General features: G+C 36.0%; 11 protein-coding genes. 8 read left to right on the top strand and 3 right to left on the bottom strand.

Going from position 1 to position 18,294, the window contains the following annotated elements:
* Positions 1 to 20 precede the first annotated feature (20 nt).
* Positions 21 to 635 carry a hypothetical protein gene (locus K350_RS0117650; protein ID WP_028981036.1) on the bottom strand — a complete coding sequence of 205 codons (615 nt, stop codon included), beginning with the start codon at positions 633 to 635 and terminating at the stop codon, positions 21 to 23.
* A gap of 287 nt (positions 636 to 922) precedes the next feature.
* Between K350_RS0117650 and K350_RS0117645 the strand changes: the two genes are divergently transcribed.
* The 3 genes from K350_RS0117645 (at position 923) to K350_RS31450 (ending at position 6,531) form a co-directional block, all read left to right on the top strand.
* A complete protein-coding gene (locus tag K350_RS0117645) occupies positions 923 to 2,371 on the top strand; it encodes an SDR family oxidoreductase (protein WP_028981035.1) in 1,449 nt (482 codons plus the stop codon).
* Positions 2,372 to 2,533: 162 nt separating this feature from the next.
* On the top strand, positions 2,534 to 4,189 hold the full coding sequence (locus K350_RS0117640) for an AMP-binding protein (protein WP_028981034.1): 1,656 nt from the start codon (positions 2,534 to 2,536) through the stop codon (positions 4,187 to 4,189).
* A gap of 257 nt (positions 4,190 to 4,446) precedes the next feature.
* Positions 4,447 to 6,531, top strand: a complete 2,085-nt coding sequence (locus K350_RS31450) for an eCIS core domain-containing protein (RefSeq protein ID WP_028981033.1) — start codon at positions 4,447 to 4,449, stop codon at positions 6,529 to 6,531.
* A gap of 13 nt (positions 6,532 to 6,544) precedes the next feature.
* On the opposite strand, the gene K350_RS29380 is transcribed toward K350_RS31450, so the two are convergent.
* Together K350_RS29380 and K350_RS0117625 are read right to left on the bottom strand one after the other, a co-directional pair.
* The gene (locus tag K350_RS29380) at positions 6,545 to 7,291 is read right to left on the bottom strand and encodes a hypothetical protein (RefSeq protein ID WP_051313279.1); all 747 of its coding nucleotides are present in this window, start codon (positions 7,289 to 7,291) and stop codon (positions 6,545 to 6,547) included.
* 177 nt (positions 7,292 to 7,468) lie between these two features.
* On the bottom strand, positions 7,469 to 9,067 hold the full coding sequence (locus K350_RS0117625; protein ID WP_028981032.1) for a T9SS type A sorting domain-containing protein: 1,599 nt from the start codon (positions 9,065 to 9,067) through the stop codon (positions 7,469 to 7,471).
* A 662-nt stretch (positions 9,068 to 9,729) separates the two neighbouring features.
* Here K350_RS0117625 and K350_RS0117615 point away from each other — a divergent pair.
* From K350_RS0117615 to K350_RS31445, 5 genes are all read left to right on the top strand, one after another.
* Positions 9,730 to 11,316, top strand: a complete 1,587-nt coding sequence (locus tag K350_RS0117615; RefSeq protein WP_028981030.1) for a hypothetical protein — start codon at positions 9,730 to 9,732, stop codon at positions 11,314 to 11,316.
* Positions 11,317 to 11,435: 119 nt separating this feature from the next.
* The gene (locus K350_RS0117610; protein WP_028981029.1) at positions 11,436 to 11,981 is read left to right on the top strand and encodes a condensin complex protein MksE; all 546 of its coding nucleotides are present in this window, start codon (positions 11,436 to 11,438) and stop codon (positions 11,979 to 11,981) included.
* Entirely contained in the window at positions 11,959 to 15,636 is a 3,678-nt protein-coding gene (locus tag K350_RS0117605) for an ATP-binding protein (protein ID WP_028981028.1), read from the top strand. The genes K350_RS0117610 and K350_RS0117605 overlap by 23 nt, the downstream gene beginning before the upstream one ends.
* Positions 15,637 to 15,668: 32 nt before the next feature.
* A complete protein-coding gene (locus K350_RS0117600; protein ID WP_028981027.1) occupies positions 15,669 to 16,634 on the top strand; it encodes a site-2 protease family protein in 966 nt (321 codons plus the stop codon).
* Between the two features lie 52 nt (positions 16,635 to 16,686).
* Positions 16,687 to 17,775: a T9SS type A sorting domain-containing protein gene (locus K350_RS31445; protein ID WP_028981026.1), complete on the top strand. Its 1,089-nt coding sequence runs from the start codon at positions 16,687 to 16,689 to the stop codon at positions 17,773 to 17,775.
* The last annotated feature ends 519 nt before the right edge of the window (positions 17,776 to 18,294 follow it).

The raw sequence follows: 18,294 nt of genomic DNA, 5'->3' as shown, positions 1-18,294 counted from the left end.
TTTAAAGCTAACAGATATAATTATTTTTTCACAGAAGTTTGGTGAATTAGATTCGCAATTTTTGTAATTCCCAAAACAGTGATATTATCAACTATAGTTTTGTTAAAGAAAAATCCAACCTTTCCAGACAAAACGCCTGTAGGATAGAAGTTGGAATGGCCAATGTCTCCATTCATTGCAGTGATGCAGAATGAGTGATTAGTATAAAAGAATTCAATAATTTGAATATGCTTGTATTTTTTACTCGATGAAAATCCAAATAGCTTTTTGGTTTTGATAGTAACGTTATAAAACCTGATTCCTCTAATCTCTTGGCCAAGAATATCTTTCCATCCAAATTCATAAGGAACCTTGTGTATTTTATCATCCGGCTTAGCTATAGAAAAGCTTTCAAGTTTGAGCATATTAGGAATAGCTAATCTATCAGAGTTATCAAATGGATTTGTTACAAACCATTTCTCTCCATTTGAAAAAGTAATTTCCCATTCTGGTGAATGAAGAACGAAATCATCCGTATTAACATTTGTCCAGTTTCCGGATATGTCATAATGAAATTTAGTTTCGATATACTTAATATCGGAAATGGATTTGCCAAGGAACTTTTCAAAGGAATGTATGGTGTTTCGATCTTTCATCTGATCTTTAAGGAATCTAGGTTGTTACTTACCATTTTTTTCATATATAATCTTACCTTTTTAGCCAAAAGCCAGGAGATTTAAATTTCTAGCCAGGAAATCCAAATTACAACCATGTAAATTCGAATTACAAGCATGCAAATTCGAATTATAAACTTGGAATTTTGGGTTACAAATCTCGGAGATTTGAATTGAAAGCTTCAATTTTATGAAAAACTTTATCTGAAAAGGCAAATTTTAACTTAATCGGAATCATCATTGTTCTTCATATAAGAACTGCAGGGAATATGAAAATATTATTAACAGGAGCCAACGGATATATAGGAAAACGACTTTTACCTGTATTGCTGGAGCAAGGACATGAAGTGATTTGCTGTGTCCGTGACCGGAGAAGGCTTGACACCTATGATAAATATAAGGATAAAGTGTCCGTATTCGAAGTGGATTTTTTAAAGTCTGTAGATATTAATAGTGCCCCTTTGGATTTTGATGTAGCATTTTATCTTATCCATTCTTTATCCGGTTCTATTGGAAAGTTTGAAGACAAAGAACGTTCCTCTGCTCATAATTTTGTCAACTATATGGATGCCAGCTCTGCCCGTCAAATTATTTTTCTTACCGGTATCGTAAATGAAGAAGTTCTTTCTCCTCATCTTAGATCAAGAAAGATGGTGGAAAGTGTATTAGGGGAATCTAAAATACCCTTGACCGTTCTGCGCGCCGGTATTATTGTGGGCTCAGGAAGTGCTTCCTTCGAAATCATAAGAGATCTGGTAGAGAAGCTTCCGATAATGATCACTCCTAAATGGGTAAATAATAAAATCCAGCCTATAGGGGTGGGAGATGTTATAAAGTTTCTTACTGGTGTAATGTTGAATGAACATTGTCTCAATAAAACATTTGATATCAGCGGACCTGAAGTGTTGACCTATAAACAGCTGATGCTACAGTATGCGGAAGTAAGGCATTTAAAACGGTACATGATCAATGTTCCTTTTATGACTCCGCGCTTGTCTTCATATTGGCTGTATTTCATCACGTCTACTTCCTATAATCTTGCTGTAAACCTTGTAGAAAGCATGAAAATAGATGTAGTGGCAAAGGATAAGGAGCTGGAAAAAATATTAAACATTCAGCCAATCACTTACAAAGAATCAGTGAAGACGGCCTTCAGAAAGATTGAGGAAAATATGGTTGTATCAAGCTGGAAAGATTCTTTTGTCAGCAGTGAGGCTCAATATTCAATGATGGACCTGATTCAGGTTCCTATGTTCGGATGTTCTAGAGACAAACAGGAGACAGAATTGAAAACCGATATTGAAGATGCTAAAGATAAACTTTGGTCCATCGGAGGACGAAATGGCTGGTATGCTTCAGACAGGCTCTGGAAAATCAGAGGCATGATGGATAAACTCGTTGGTGGTGTCGGTTTAAGAAGGGGGAGACGGGACCCTAATCGTCTGAACAATGGTGATGCGCTTGACTTTTGGAGAGTTATTCTTTCGGATAGAAAAGCAGGAAGGCTTCTCTTATTTGCCGAAATGAAAGTGCCTGGCGAAGCCTGGCTTGAGTGGAAGTTTGTTCGGCGCAATGAGAAGAATTTCCTGCAACAGATAGCAACCTTTAGACCGAAAGGTCTACCGGGAAGGTTATATTGGTATCTGATGCTGCCTTTTCATCATTTTATTTTCAATAAAATGGCCAGATCCATTGCAGCTGGAACTACAGAAAAATGATTTTTAAGCAGGGAATTAGTACCCTTTAATTTTCAGAAGCTTTAGAATTTTTCTTGTTGAAAACTTTATAATTTATCATTGTTACGGAATATTTTTTCAAACCGTATAAACCTGTTATATTCCGATTTCGTTTTTACAAATAACTACTAAACAGATATTGTCATGGCAAGTAAACCCTGGTTAAACCAATACCCGAAGGAGGTCAATCCGGAAATAAATCCTGATGCTTATGCTTCGGTACTGCATTTTTTTGAGGATTGTGTTAAAAAATACGGGGATCTTGTTGGTTTTGTGAACATGGGTAAGACCATGACTTTTAAGCAACTCGATGAATATTCAACTCAGTTTGCATCTTATCTGCAGAACCATGCAAAACTGAAAAAGGGGGATAGAATTGGGATTCAGATGCCGAATCTTTTACAGAATCCAGTGGTAATCTTCGGAGCTATCAAAGCTGGCCTAACGATTGTAAACACCAACCCTCTTTATACTGAGCGCGAAATGGAGCACCAGTTTAAAGATTCAGGTGCCAAAGCGATTGTGATCCTTGCCAATTTTGCCGATAAACTGGAGGCTATCAGGAAAAATACGGACATCAAGAACATAATCATAACGCAAGTAGGAGATATGCAGGGAGCTTTTAAAGGAGCTATCGTGAATTTCGTGCTTAAGTATGTTAAAAAGATGGTGCCAGCCTTTAATATTCATGAAGCGGTTAAGTTCAATGATGCATTGAAACTGGGTAAAAGTTCTTCATGGACAAGGCCAGAGCTTAAAGGTTCTGACGTTTGCTTTTTACAATATACAGGGGGAACAACCGGAGTATCTAAAGGTGCCATGCTTACTCACAGAAACATTGTAGCTAATATGCTTCAAAGTTATGAATGGTTTAAGCCGGTATTGAAAGACGGAGAAGAAGTTGTGATCACGCCGCTTCCGCTATACCACATATTTGCATTAACTGCAAACCTTTTGGTAATGATGAAATATGGCGCTAAAAATATCCTGATCACCAATCCAAAAGATATGAAAGCCTTCATCAAAGAGCTTAAAACGTATCCGTTCACATTGATGACTGGAGTAAATACCTTGTTTAATGGTCTTTTAAATCAGGAAGCTTTTAAGACTGTAGACTTCTCGCGTCTTAAAATGACTGTCGGCGGTGGGATGGCGGTTCAGAAACCAGTTGCTCTGAAGTGGGAAGAGGTAACAAAGACTAAGCTTGCTGAGGGATACGGTCTAACCGAAACTTCTCCTGTTGCTTGCGTAAATCCTGTTGATGGAAGAATGAGACTCGGTTCGATCGGTTTGCCTATTCCAAGTACTGAGATGAAGGTGATGAATGATGACGGTCAGGAAGTAGGCATAGATGAGCCGGGAGAGCTTTGGATCAAAGGTCCGCAGGTAATGGCTGGCTACTGGCAAAGGCCGGATGAAACTGCTAATGTTATGGTGGGTGAATGGTTTAAGTCAGGCGATATGGCTGCTATTGATAAAGACGGTTTCTTCCGAATAGTTGACAGAAAGAAAGAAATGGTGCTGGTGAGCGGATTTAATGTATATCCAAATGAAGTGGAAGAGGTGCTATGTATGCATCCTAAAATACTGGAAGCAGGAGTGAAAGGCATTCCGGATGATAAAACCAATGAAGCGGTAAAAGCATTTATCGTGAAGAAAGATCCATCTCTTACAGAAGAAGAAATTATAGAGCATTGCAGAAAATATCTGACGTCTTATAAAGTACCTAAGCATATCGTGTTCAGAACAGAACTACCGAAAAGCAATGTTGGTAAAATATTGAGAAGGTTGATGGAATAAAAAAGGATTTTGAAATTATTCTTTAAAAGGGACTGTTTTGATTATTATTAAAACAGTCCCTTTTTCTTTTAAGTCAAAATAAGCGCCAATCTTTAGGATGAAATAGTATTGTTTTGTTTTAGGAAATCTATTTTATATATTTCATTCTCAATTAATAAACAGAATAATACAGGTGTCCCTAAGGTGTATTATTCTCATGGCTTTCCAGTAAATTTTATTATCATCTTAACGGAATTTTTAATTCCTCAATACGTGCTATGTCTTCTGAAAAAGTTCAAAAGGATATCTCTTTACAAAGAAATGTATCTATACAGACCAAATCTTCATTGGTCAGTCAAGACTATGGAAAGTTGTCTAGGCATGGAAGTGATCATTTACAAAATAACGGCTATGGTATGCAGGTGGCAAGTTCTATGGGAATGACTTATCCTATGATTCAGCCGAAACTTACAGTAGGGCAGCCAAATGATAAATATGAGCAGGAAGCAGATAATGTAGCTAAAAGTGTGGTAAATAAAATCACCAATCCATCAAATGATTGGACTACTTCAGAAAATATAAATGCGATTAGTGGGAATACCCAGGTTTCTCAGAGGATAATGAAAATGGCTGGACCCGATGAAATAAGCGAACCTGAATCAGATGTTGAAGGTAAAATTGAAAGTTCAAGAGGAAGAGGAAGTGCATTGCCTGATTCAGTTAAGACTCCAATGGAAAATGCATTTGGTGCGGACTTCAGCAAGGTTAAAATTCATACAGATAATAATTCCGACAAATTGAATAAAACAATACAGGCCAAAGCATTTACAACCGGAAGTGATATATTTTTTAAATCAGGAGAGTTTAAACCAGAGAGTAAGGAGGGACAGGAACTGGTGGCTCATGAACTTACTCATGTACAGCAACAGACAGGAGCAGGGCCGAAGTCTACTGTGCAGAGACATGTTAACACATTAACTAGTTCTCCATTGGTAATACAAAGATTTGAAGATGACTTTAAAACCGATGATGCAGATGCTTTAACCCGATATCTTACTGACGCATTGCAGGAGATTAAAGATTATATTACTAATAAAGATTGTGGTATTATCGGAAGTCCGACATGCAGGGGCGCAAGAATAAAACTTAATGGCCTTAAGACAAAGCTCAGCAAAAAAAACATTCTTACTATAAAAAAGAATCTGATTACTGGAAAAGGTGTTTCATCTGAAGTGTTTGGCGCAATCGAGACTTTAATTATAGAGGTGATCAAACAAATTGACATAGCAACTTTAATTAAAGATAATGAAGTTAAGAAAGAAAAGAAAGTTGAAAAGATTGATAAATCGGGAAGGAATTTTGAAGAAGAAATTAAGAATGCGGGTTGGGATAAATTTAATAAAATATTGGGAGAGCTGGGGATTGAAAGTGCAGAAATACTGCATAATTTTAACGTTCTACTAGCAGATACAGGAGGAAATGATATTTCGCCACAATTCCTTAAAGCTTTATTTCTTACGACAGAAGAATGTTATTTTTTAGGCTACCTACGCGATCTTGTTGATAAAAAAAGTTTTATCCTACATTTACTTAAGCTTAAAGATAATTCTGAAAAAGGAGCGTATTCGGGCATACTTGCAGAGCTTCAGGCACTGTCTATTCTTCTCGATGAGAAACGCATCATAGAAGGAAAACCGGTGGTTATGGGAGAAATGAGGCCCCGCACCTTACCATTTGCAGGAGCACATCCTAAACAAGATATCGATTTGCAATATGAAGATGAAAAAGGCATAGCCCAGTATATTGAAGTAAAGGACCGCGTAAGCACATTAGAAAGTAAAATGAACAACCTCGTCGGTAAAGCAAAACTTGATGATCAACCGTTTGAGGAAAATGATTCAAGGCAGATAACCAGTCTCTTAAAAATTGTAAATGATGATTATGATCAAGGAAAACATTCTTCTTTGACAGTTGCATGTATCAGCCCTTATGGATGGGTACGTTTTATTACCGGAGATCATTGTCTTCAATTGATCAAGTATAATGTCTCTTTCAAAATAGCAAGTGTATTATATTCGCCATCAGATCTGACCATATTAAGAGGATATGTTGAAAATATTTTATCTAAAGAATATGATCCAATGTGGAAAGAAAATTCAAAGAATGAAAAATTACCAATTATAACACCTAGCCCTGTAGGTAACAGACATCAGTCAGCATGGGAGTATGAAGAAAAGCAAAAGTTTCCTCCTACGATAGATGAGATAAAGAAAGATGGGAAAAAGGAAGAAACAAAGTCTAAAGAAGTTCCTGTGGAAAACGATAATGCAGCCTCAACCGAAAAAAAGGAGATAGTTAATTGATAGCCGATTAATTTCAGCTTCGAGGCCGGTTGGTCTTTACCCACTTTCTCAGAAAAATATCATCAGAGCTTAGTTTACCAACGACTCTGTAGTTTGATTTACTGAGTACACCTGATTTTAATAATGGTTCTTTTACAACTTGAAATGGATACATGCCACTGGAATGAATAAAGTAATTCCCATTGCTTGATAGAAGTATAAATCCGGTATGTTTGTCCAATCCAACCACATATAATCCATTGCCAAACAGCTTCAACTTCGTTTCAAATTCATTAATATCAAGGCCAGACAAATGATGAACATTCTTTTTTGAGACGAGACTTCTAATCATCTCTTCCGAGGGACATTGGGCCATTCTGCTTCTTTTGATTGGTACTCCCATATCCCTTAGTACAGTTGTTACAAAGTATCCACAGGCTATGCTTCCTTCATTAGGTGTTTCAGTTGTGCCATTGAAGTCCCATTTGGTGCCATACCAATAAGGGAAAACCTTTTTATTGATCAGACTAAGGAAATTCTTTTCCAGCTCAGCTTTTCCAGCTCTTTTTTTATACAATTTTTTCTTAATTGTATTGATGGAATCCAGTTCAAGCGGATAATTCTTATTGTCCAGGAAAGGTTGGTTATTCAAAAGGAATCTGAATTTATTCCAGATTAGAAATGCAGCACAGAACAGAATGATAAAAATAAGTACACGTGCAAAAAGAGTGAGCTTGATTTTTTTCTTCTTTTTTTCTTTTCCGTTACCTGATACTTTCATCCTACTGAAAACCTTAAATCTGGATACAATTTAGCCAGTTTTCAGGGAAATCGGAAGTCATCTTATGAAATGACCAAAAGAGTTCAAAAGGTAAGTGATTCTATGTTTCTAATGAAGTCCGTTCTTTTAAAATACGGAAAGCCATATAATCAAGGCTTTCCGTATTAACTGTATTAATTAAAGCTTCAAGACTGGTTTATAGACCCGTTCATCATCATGAATGATCATCAGATAATAAACTCCTCTTTTAAATCCATTAAGATCTATATCTAAAGTTGATTGGTTAAGATAAATTTTTTGAAAATATACTTTTTCACCAGTCGAGGTATGCAGGCTTACTTCTATTTCTCCTTGAAGTGTATTTAATGAAGTAAGCGTAATTTTGTCGTTTGAAGGGTTTGGAAACAAAGTAAAGTTTTCTGCTGCCAATTTTTTATAGTTTCCTAATATCCCCACTCCAAATGCAGAGGTAATATAAGAACACCCGTCAGTTCCGGTTACCTTGCAAGAGTAATATCCTGAAGAGCTAGTTTCAAAAGTTTTTCCTGTTGCTCCATCAACTAATTGGTTATCCTTGTACCACTGGTAATTTGTACCTTCGGGCGCTATAAGTATATTTTGATCTTTGGTAATTGTGGAATTCCAATATTCCCCTAGCTCAAGGTGAGGAGATGCATCGGAAGCACTGATATTTTTTCCGCCTGCAACTGCAATAATTCTGACTTTATAAAGGTTCCCTGCTTGCAGGTTGTCAGGGAATGTTGCATTGATCGTTCCACCGGTTGTTGAAGATAATGTTCCTATATCTATCGGATTATCAAAATTTCCTAATTTATCGGATACCTGAGCAGTAAAAACATTGCCTTCCGGAAATGTTCCTCTTGTTGTGAAGCTATAAGTTGTAGCCTGTCCATCACAAATTGTCCTTGAATCAGGATTATTAAGAATGATACCAGGACCTAGTACTGCAAAGTGAATATTTTCATAGTAGTTAGGCATTATAGTGTTGCCTTGCTCATCCAATAATATGAGATCTATTTTCCAACCATCTGTCCCTGCTGCATAATTTGGTTGTTTAAAACGAACAAGTGTATGGTCTGAATTTGCAGAGGCCGGAAAATCATATAACATGAATTTATCGTAATTCACAGCAGGTGAAAGTTTTGTTCCTTGCTGCCATGTTGCACCATAGTCGGTAGAGTATTCGATATAGACATCTGAATTCGCAGTAGTATTCGTTTGAAGCCATTTGAAATCTACCTGAATAAATCCTCCGGTAGAGAAGTTTACAGGCTTGGAAACAGCTACTCTTTCGCCTGCTCCTGTAAATTGCAATTTGCCTGCTTCGTTTCCTGAAACAGATGTCCATTTATTTATGTCATAGTTCAGAGAATCTCTGATAATAATAGTTTTAGATCTTCCAGGAAGGCTGGTCGCTGCGACTACCTTTACTCCATAGTTTCCAGGAACAGCATCCCAAGGGATCTTAGCGTGTATCGGACTTCCAGTTGTAGTTCCACCTATGGTGATCTCTTCATCGCTTTTATGCATCAGAGCGATATATATAGTACCAGGAGGAAAACCTGTCATTTCAAAGAAAATATCAAACTCCTCTCCAGGGTACAGATCCCTATCAGGATTCTTACTCAAATTTTCACTGAATGTGGTATCTGTCGGTAGCTTTACTTGTTGTCCATATAGCCTGGTTAAATTGAACAGGAAAAATATAATGCAAGAAAGGTAAATACCTTTTCTGCGAAGTAATTGTCTTGTCATAATCTTATGATATAAATGTGGTTGTTTTGAAAAAAAGCATTTTTAAATTAAAAATGTTTTGTACGCGGTGATTCTTCTGAAATTATAGATTTTACTGAATCAGACTTAATCAAGTGAATGAAAAATATTTACTTAATTATCATCCTTAAGTCCTTTAATCAGACCTATTCCTGAAGAGAAAAATAATAGGCCAATTATTGAACATACAATTAGTGTTCTCCATTCAGGGTTTTTATTATTGATAAAGGTATATGCGGCGTATAATAGGGTAAAGGCTCCTAATAAAGTTAAAATAGCCCCAAAGATTTTTTTCAAATTCATGGAAAGTATTTACAATAAATAAAGTTTTTTTATCATGAATTGTTTTAAGTGGGGAATAGAAGTGAATCCTGACAGACCCATGAATAAGCTATTCAGGTTTAATTTTTATCAAGCGGGCATAAAATAGACAAAAGTATTACCAAGAGAAATTTTATTCGGTTTTAAATTATTTTTCTATTGATAATCAGTGAGATGATTTTGTCTTTCAAATTAAATAAATTAAATGTAAGAATTCCCTTGATTCTCCTTCAATGGTCCGGGATAAAAGTGTATTTTTATAGTTGGGCAAAAATTAAAACTTCGATTTTTGCCTCCAAGTGAAACATAATCAGGTATTTTAAGTGAAGCAACCTTTAAGCATTAAAGACCTCATCAACCTCCTATACCAAAACAGGGAGGTTATAGAAATGCTTTTTGGAAATAAAGAATCCATAAACAAGTCAGAAATCCTCGCCCGGGATGATATGAGTGATGAAAAGCTGGAAAAGCTGGCCATTTACGAAATCATTCACGAAAACAATAATATCATCAGTCTGGATGACCGTATTATCACTTTTATTGAGGAAGTTCTTGAAATAGGGGAAGTTACTACCAGCTTCATCAATGATAATATTCAGTCTCTCAATGAAAATCTGAAATATTATAGAATTGATAGTAATCCAAGGTTTCTTCGGAATATTAAAAGGTCACTCAAGAAGATCAACTCCACAACATCAAGGGAAGTAATAAAGCTTCATAAGAACATTGATGAAGCTTATAAGAATCAGGGTAATTACCTGATAAAGCTTCAGGAGCTTGATAAATACAAGAGAAAGCGGGATGATATCATCAATCTTATCAAAGAAACAGAGCAGATCATTTCTGATGCACAGGGCTTCTTTAATACAATTGTTGATGCAGAGCTGAGCTCTATCATACTTGATTTAAGATATACATTAGTCAGAAACCGCGATTATCTGAATGAAATTCAGGCCCAGATCATTGACTATATTAACAAGATTCAATACCAGGCTGAGATATACAGGAAGATACAGCGTCTTAAAGAATTAAAAGACTACGAAGAACTAAAGTATAAAACCAACTTTGTTGATGTTGTTGCTTCAACAAATGCTTTAATGTTCCGTAAACGTGTGCCTTTAAAATCAAGGTTGTCTATTGATTTCCTTTATTCAGATCAAGGTACTGCACTTACACAAAAGGTAGCATCCAAGCTTCATTTACTAAGGCATACAGATAGAAAGCCCGCAGGCAGAATGTCTGATGGTTTTTATGAGACCTACAAAGAAGAGTCTGCCAGCCTCAATATTGCTGGACTTGTAGAAAAGTTTCAAACAGGAAATGTTGACTTATTTCAATTTGTTCAATCTTATAATTTCCCCGAAAAAATTGGTGAGCTAAGTCTTGAGAAAAGAATTTCTTTATATGTCGGTATCTCCATAGACTATGACTCTCAACTTGATATCACAGATGAATTTGGCTTTATAGAGTTGATTAATGATAAAGGTCAGAAGCAGAAAGTGGGATATGCTTTGATTAAGCCGAAAGCGGAAGGCGGAAAGCTTAAAACTGAAAGCGCAAAGCCGAAAGCGGAAAGTGAAAAGTTAAAAGTAGAAAGTAAAAAGTCGGAAGCTGAAAGCGTAAAGCTTAAAGCCGAAAGTGAAGAGTTGAAAATTCAATCTATGGAGCAAAAGGTTGAAGAGGTTAAAGATGAAAGGGTAGAGGTAAAAGCAAAAAGCTTAAAGCTTAAGGCTGAAAGTAAAAAGCCAAAAGCAGAAAGCCTAAAGCTTAAAGCTGAAAGTAAAAAAAAGAAAACTGATAACTTAGATCTTAAGGCTGAAAATGAATTGCAAAGTGTTGCTTTACTTAAAGATGGAAAGAAAAAAGTAACTAAGGCTAAAGCCATAAGCAATAAAAAGAAAAATAAATAATATCCAGTCACTCAAGTCCTTCTCCTTCAGGAGAAGGATTTAGGATGAGGTTTATCTAATTAATTATTTTAAACAAATAAAGCTTTAAGCTTTTTGCTTTCAGCTTTAAGCTCAAAAAAATGGTTCCTAAACAAACAGCAGAAATATTTCAGATCCTCAGCAAAGGTAGCTTCATTAGTTCAAATGGAAGTCAGGCGAGGTTGTATGACTGTATCAGTCATGACGAAAACTTCAGGGTGCTGAAGGAATATTTTGCCCATATAGGCTATCACCTGGAAAGTGGCCATAACTATTATTATTTCAGTCAGCAGGATGAAACGAATGCAAACATGGAGAAAAAGCTGGAGCAGTTTGCTCACTTTATCGATGTGATGGATTTTTTCTCCTGTCTTGATGTAAAGCCTGTCACTGGCACGCGTTACAGAGTAACTCAGATAGCAGAAGAGTGCTTTGCAAATGAAAGGCTAAGGCAAAAAATATACGCCATATCAAGGAAAGACAAGCTGACAGATAAAGTGATAGATGTAGCGGGCAGTTTGGCCAATGGTGGATTCCTGGAACAGGAAGACGAAGATACATACAAGGTAATGGATGCTATACATTACCTGGAAACAATTATTTCCCTTATAACAATTGATGACGATGGAGAGCAAAAGAATTCTTAACAGGATCATTTTTATCAACATTGCAAATACAGATTACTCAAGCGCTGAGATCGCAGGTAATACATGTTTTGTCGGAACCAATAATATGGGGAAGACTACCTTGCAAAGGGCTATATTGTTCTTTTACAGTGCGAACACCAGAGGCCTGGGTATTTCCGGTTCCCAGAAGTCATTTGAGGATTATTATTTTCAATATCCGAATTCATATATCATATATGAAATTCTGACAGAAGAAGGTATGTTCCATGTAATGATTTACAGGCATAATAAACTGTTGTTCCGTTTTGTTGAAAGCCCTTTTAATAAAGATCTGTATATCGTCAACAATGAAGCAGTCCTTCCCAAAGAAGTGCTGACAAGGTTTAATGAAAATAAATTATACTATAGTGATCAGATAGAGACCTTTGAAAGGTATAGAAATATAATCTATGGCGCCGACCCGGATAAGCGTTATAAAAAGTTTGCATTACTTAAAGGGAATAGCAATTATCACAACATCCCTCTTGCTATTACTTCAATCTTTCTGAGTTCTGAAGCTTCTATAAAGGCAGAGTTTGTGAAAGAATGTATTGCAAACTCAATCAGCACCAAACATACCAATATTGAACTGAAGACTGTAGAGCGTCAGTTGCGTCAGTTTACAGAGAAATACCAGGATATCGAGACATTCTTCAGAAAAGAGAATGCTCAAAGAGGAGAGTTGATTAAAGATAATTTTTCGCAGATAAAAAATCTTAAAACCAAACAACGAGCTCTTGCAGCAGAACTTGGAGGTGCAATTAAATATGCAACAGAGCAGAAGGACTTATTAGGATTACAGGTTGCAAATTTCAGGCAAAAGGCAGAGGCGCTTACAAAGGATTTTAAATGGAAAGAAAATGCCTTTCAGGAGAAGAAGGGAGAAATCAATCAGGAAATCGGAGCTATTAAATCCAGGCTTAAAGAAGCGGATAAAAAGCAAAAGGAGTATCAGGGAAAAGGCATTGAAGATTTGCTGAAGAAGGCGGATGAGAAAGCACAGCTTTTAGCCAGTCTGCAAGCAAGGGAAACAGAGTATTCAACGCTGACAGCTGGTTTCAAAGACGTAGAACAACAATATAAAACTTTATTCGATGGTCTTGAAAATGAAAAAAAGGAATTCCTGAATATGATTGCCAGTCAGGGACTGTCCCTTGAAAGAAAGTTTCAGGAAGTGAAAAGCAAGCTGGCTGAAGAGTTCAGAAAGAATGAAAATAGTCTAAGAGAAAAGCATGCTTCTGCTACGGATCAATTCAAAGGACGTCTTCACAAGAAAGAACTGGATAAACAGAAAGCAGAGTTTTCTGAAAAGGAAATCAAGAAGAAGAAGTACTTTGAAAGAGAGATTGCTCTTATAAAAGAAAACCTTGACGAGATAGGGAAGAGACGACTGGACAGAGAGGCTCAATCAAAAATTAAGAACAGAGAGATAGAGTCTCTGAGAAAAGAAGCCGAACATATAAAAGAAAAGAACAAGATAACAGCAGAGCAATTTACTTCGAAGAATAAAGAAGAAATAGCTTTAATAGATGAAAAGATCAAAGCAATTGAAGAAAAGCTTTCTGTGCATCAGAATGCATTCTTTGGCTTCTTGCAGGAAAACTATCCTGAATGGCATAAAACAATAGGGAAGGTTTGTAATGAAGAATTACTCTTCAGTAAAGATTTGAATCCTAAATTGATTCAAAAGGAGTTGGATAGTCTTTATGGAATTCAGCTTGATCTTGCTAATGTTAAGATTCATTCAAAATCTCTTGAAGAATATGAGCAGGAGAAATCAACTTTACTGCAAGAAAAATCTGTGTTGAATCAGAACTTCCTTGACTTCAGGGAAGCACAGGCAAGAGAAGAGCAATCTAAGCTTGCATCCATTGGAAAGAAGAGTGCTCAATTCAAAAATGAACTTTCTCAATTGGATTACGATGCCGAGCAGGATGAACAAAAGGAGAAGCAATTCACACTTGATCTAAATGATTGGGAGAGAAAAGCTGAATCTCAGAGAGAGCAGGATCTGACAGAAGTTTATACGCTTCAGGAAGAGTTAAAAAAAGAATTAGCTGAAATCAATGCTTCAATGAAAGGTCTTGCAGAATCACTCAAAGACGAATTGAAGCTATTGAAAAATAAGGAAGCAGATCAGTTAAGCGAAGCGAAGAAAGATTATGATGATGAAGCTGCTGTACTCGAAGAATCAAAAGACTCTAAGTTAGAAGAACTCAACGAAAGGAGAGAGCAATTACAGAAAGATAAATCCAAGAGCTTAAAGAATAAAGGTATTGATGATTCAAAGATTAAGACTCTGGAGAATGAAATAAAAAGCATTAAACAAGGTCTTGATGAGATAGAAAAGAACGCTGAGCTTGTCAATGACTATAAGAAGGATAAGCGAGAACTGTTTGATAAAGTTGAATCTTTTAATAAAGAAAAAGAAATCCTTGATGAGAAGATAAAACAATGTGAAAAGGATTTCAGTGTAGAAAAGCAGTCGTTTGATAAAGATAAAATTCAACTTGAAAAGGAAAGTTCTAAATTCCTTGAAGAGCTTAAAAAATATTCAGATGGTCTGGATTATTTTGAAAAGCATTTTAAAGAAAAGGCTTTGTTTGAACGTCTGCGTCATTTGATAGAACCTGCCACTGCGATGCCTTCTGACCTTGGTATAACAGCGCTTTGTTCTCAGCTGTTCTCCAATGACGGAGAGTATCATGGACAGTTTGAGAAATTCAGAAACAAGGTTACCGAGTTTACAGGACGTTTCCGTCCGGAAAACCATTTGAATTTCCGTATCAATACAAATGCAAATGAATTTGAATACGAAAGGTTTGCTGAGTACCTGCAAGAGTTTTACAATGAAAATAAGATCCAGACATCTATTGCAGAAGTAGCAAAAAACCATGGGATGTTGATTGACGCTATTGCCACAAAAGTTAAGGCACTCACAGACCATAAAGGCCGTATCAACCGAATGATCAGCAAAATGGAAGCTGACTTTGGAAGAGCATCTTTTGAAAGTTCTAAGCTGATCGAATACATAAAGCTGAAGTCTGAAGACAGTGAAAACAAGGTCTTGAAAAAGCTTCAGAAGATTGCCGAGTTCAGAGAGCAGAATCCTTTCCTATATGGAGAATCCAATCTGTTTAATCAGGAGAATAAAGCCAAGTCAGAGATTGATAAGAAGTCTGTAGAGTTGTTAAATGATCTTCAAAAGACCATCAGTGAAGAAAATTATGATGAGATAAAAGTTCAGGATTTGTTTGAGCTGAGGTTCAGAATTAAAGAAGGAAAGAACGATACAGGCTGGATTGAGAAGATTGACAGAGTTGGTTCTACAGGAACAGATATGCTTGTCAAGGCAGTAATTTATATCACATTGTTAAATGTTTTCATTAAGGAGTCAACAGAGAAGACAGCTCAGAATTTTAAGGTTCATTGTATCATAGATGAGGTAGGGCAGATCTCAGCTCCTTATTTGAAAGAGCTGATAAGCTTTGCAGAAGAAAGAAACATCTATCTGATCAATGGTCTTCCTAATGAAAGCAAGCTGGAAACTCATTACAACTATACTTATAAATTCAGAAAGGATCAGCATGGAAATGTGAAGGTGGTACCGTTATTGACGATGAGTATTGAGCCTTGATTAAATTTTTTTAATATAACAATAGATCTTGTATGGAAGAACAAGAAAGCTTGATAACTTCAGAAACTAATGTCAAGGTTTATCCAGACAAACCAACAGAGGAAAGTGCCGCTAAATCATTACTGCCTTCACTTGCAAGCGCACTTCTGTTTATTGGCGCTTCCTATCTTGTATTTGACTGGGATCTGACGTACATTTTAGTATTAGCAGGTGTGCTTCTCTTTCATGAATTGGGACACTTCGCTGCAATGAAGTTTTACAATTATAAGGATGTGTCAATGTTCTTTGTTCCATTTTTCGGAGCATTTGTTTCGGGTACAAAAGACCAGATCTCTCAAAAGCAATCCGCAGTCATTTTGCTTGCAGGACCCTTGCCAGGAGTATTGCTAGGTGCGGTATTATATTACTTTTCCTTGGCAAATAATAATGACTTTTTGCTGAATACTGCTAATTCTATGATTTTTATAAATCTTTTTAATCTGCTCCCAATAATACCTTTGGATGGAGGACGACTTATCAAATGTCTGTTTTTCGAAAGAAGTGAGCTTATTGGCAGTATATTCAGCTATTTATCCATTGGTGCTCTATTCTACTATTCCATTACTTCTCAATCTTATTTTTTGATGCTTGTTCCAGGTTTTTTAATGTTTCAGCTATTTGCTCAGTCCCAGTTGAAAAAGACTAAGAAAGCTGTGCTGGATAAAGGAATTAACATTAATAAAAGCTTTGATGAACTTAGTAATGAAGAATACTGGCTTGTCCGTGATGAGATAGGAAAAAATATACAGGCTTTCAGTAAGTATATGACTCCCGGGAAATATGAGATTTCAGAAAATGAACAGAAGTTAATAGGGCAGGTTAAAGCGGTCATTCAAAAAGAACCAATTCAGGATCTTAAAGTGGGAGGTAAAATACTTTTTACAGCAATTTGGATTTTATCTTTTATAATTCCTTTTGTAATTATTGGAGTAAGTATGATATTAACACGAAGATTTTAAACTTATATAAGCACGCGGAAAAGGAGCTAATTAAAACTTTACACTTTTTAATATGAAAAGATTATTACTATTACTACTTTTTTTTGCTACCCTCTTTATTAAGAGTGCAAAGGCACAAGATGTATATATTCCTGATCCGAATTTTTGGAAAATAGCGTTATATGTATCTGATAAAAATAATGATCAGAAAATTCAGGTTTCGGAAGCTGAGAAAGTGACATTTCTTGAGTTACGAGGTAATAATATTAGTGATTTGACAGGAATAGAGGCTTTTGTAAATCTGGATACTCTTTTAGTTGCTACAAATAATCTAACTGTTCTGGATGTATCTAAAAATAGGAAATTGAAATTTCTTAATTGCGCAATAAATAAGCTGTCAGCTTTAGATATTTCAAGTAATCTTGAACTTGGTACGCTGGTGTGTAATGAAAACTATTTAACGAGTTTAGATTTGAGTATGGCTGATTCTTTAGTTGAACTATGGTGTTTTAAAAATAATCTTGATGAATTAGACCTGTCCAGTTGCAGGAAATTAAAGAATTTATTTATGGCATCAAATTCGATTGAAACGATTGATCTCTCTGATAATTCACAATTAGTTGCTTTTGATTGTTCTTTAAATGGATTAACCCATCTTGATCTTTCAAATAATTTGTCATTAATAGTATTGGGTTGTTCTTCAAATGGACTAAGTCATCTTGATGTTTCGAGAAATATAGACCTTCAGTATGTGAAATGTGATGAAAATCAATTTGAGTATCTGGATTTTTCACATAATGAAAATATTGATTCTTTATTTTGTAGAAATATGCCAAGTTTAAAATCAATCTGCGTTCCAGATGTTGATTTTGCAAACACTTATTATCATAAAGATATTACCGCAGAATGGATTGATGATTGCGTGTTGGGTATTAATCATGATCAAAAAGAGCCAGCTATCAATATTTTTCCTAATCCCACAAAGAACACAGTACATCTGGAAGAAAACTCAAGTTGGGAGGTATTTGATGTCCATGATAAATTAATAATGTCAGGTTTCAGTCACCAAGTAGATTTAGCAAATCAATCTTCCGGTGTATATATAATTCGGATAACGGGCAAGAATGGATTAACTTATTCTCAAAGGTTGATCAAGGAGTAATTTATGGGACTGGATAGCGTACTTCTTCTTTTTAAATAGAATTGCCTCTTTCTCAGGCAGAACATCTCGTCTCGTTTCAGGAGCTTCTGAATGTAAGTCCTGAACTTTCGAATATGCTTCCCGAATCTCAAGAAGTTCCCCTGAAAGCTCCGGGAGTAAGCCTGAAGCTTGTGTCGTCCTAAAAAAAGTTTACAGTTTGGATTGGTAATCCGATTATAAATTTACACTTTTTTATTAATCCTAAAATCGCTTTACATTTGATCATCGGATGAAGCGGAATCAGGCTCTGCTGAGGAGCAACCTGCCAGGATTAATCCGGTCAGATAGCATAATTAATCCGATAATAGGTTTACACCGTTGTCGGATTTGCTTTTTTATGCATTCTGTAAATGCCTAAAAAAACCTTTATTCCGTCATAACCTCCTTGTTTCTCCAATGTCTTTTTAATATTCCATCCTCAACGTGAGCCCTTTCTGGGGTCAACAAATCACAGCTGAGGTGTGGCCTCTTTTCGTTATA

Source organism: Sporocytophaga myxococcoides DSM 11118, from assembly GCF_000426725.1.
In the GTDB taxonomy this organism is placed as follows: domain Bacteria; phylum Bacteroidota; class Bacteroidia; order Cytophagales; family Cytophagaceae; genus Sporocytophaga; species Sporocytophaga myxococcoides.
Note: the sequence above shows the minus strand (reverse complement) of the source record. Positions and strands in the feature narration are given on the sequence as shown.

Coding starts and splice junctions, on each gene's coding strand:
- K350_RS0117625 (WP_028981032.1), bottom strand. CDS start 9,067: ATGACAAGACAATTACTTCGCAGAAAAGGTATTTACCTTTCTTGCATT.
- K350_RS31450 (WP_028981033.1), top strand. CDS start 4,447: ATGTCTTCTGAAAAAGTTCAAAAGGATATCTCTTTACAAAGAAATGTA.
- K350_RS0117605 (WP_028981028.1), top strand. CDS start 11,959: ATGGAGAGCAAAAGAATTCTTAACAGGATCATTTTTATCAACATTGCA.
- K350_RS0117600 (WP_028981027.1), top strand. CDS start 15,669: ATGGAAGAACAAGAAAGCTTGATAACTTCAGAAACTAATGTCAAGGTT.
- K350_RS0117650 (WP_028981036.1), bottom strand. CDS start 635: ATGAAAGATCGAAACACCATACATTCCTTTGAAAAGTTCCTTGGCAAA.
- K350_RS29380 (WP_051313279.1), bottom strand. CDS start 7,291: ATGAAAGTATCAGGTAACGGAAAAGAAAAAAAGAAGAAAAAAATCAAG.
- K350_RS0117640 (WP_028981034.1), top strand. CDS start 2,534: ATGGCAAGTAAACCCTGGTTAAACCAATACCCGAAGGAGGTCAATCCG.
- K350_RS0117610 (WP_028981029.1), top strand. CDS start 11,436: ATGGTTCCTAAACAAACAGCAGAAATATTTCAGATCCTCAGCAAAGGT.
- K350_RS31445 (WP_028981026.1), top strand. CDS start 16,687: ATGAAAAGATTATTACTATTACTACTTTTTTTTGCTACCCTCTTTATT.
- K350_RS0117645 (WP_028981035.1), top strand. CDS start 923: ATGAAAATATTATTAACAGGAGCCAACGGATATATAGGAAAACGACTT.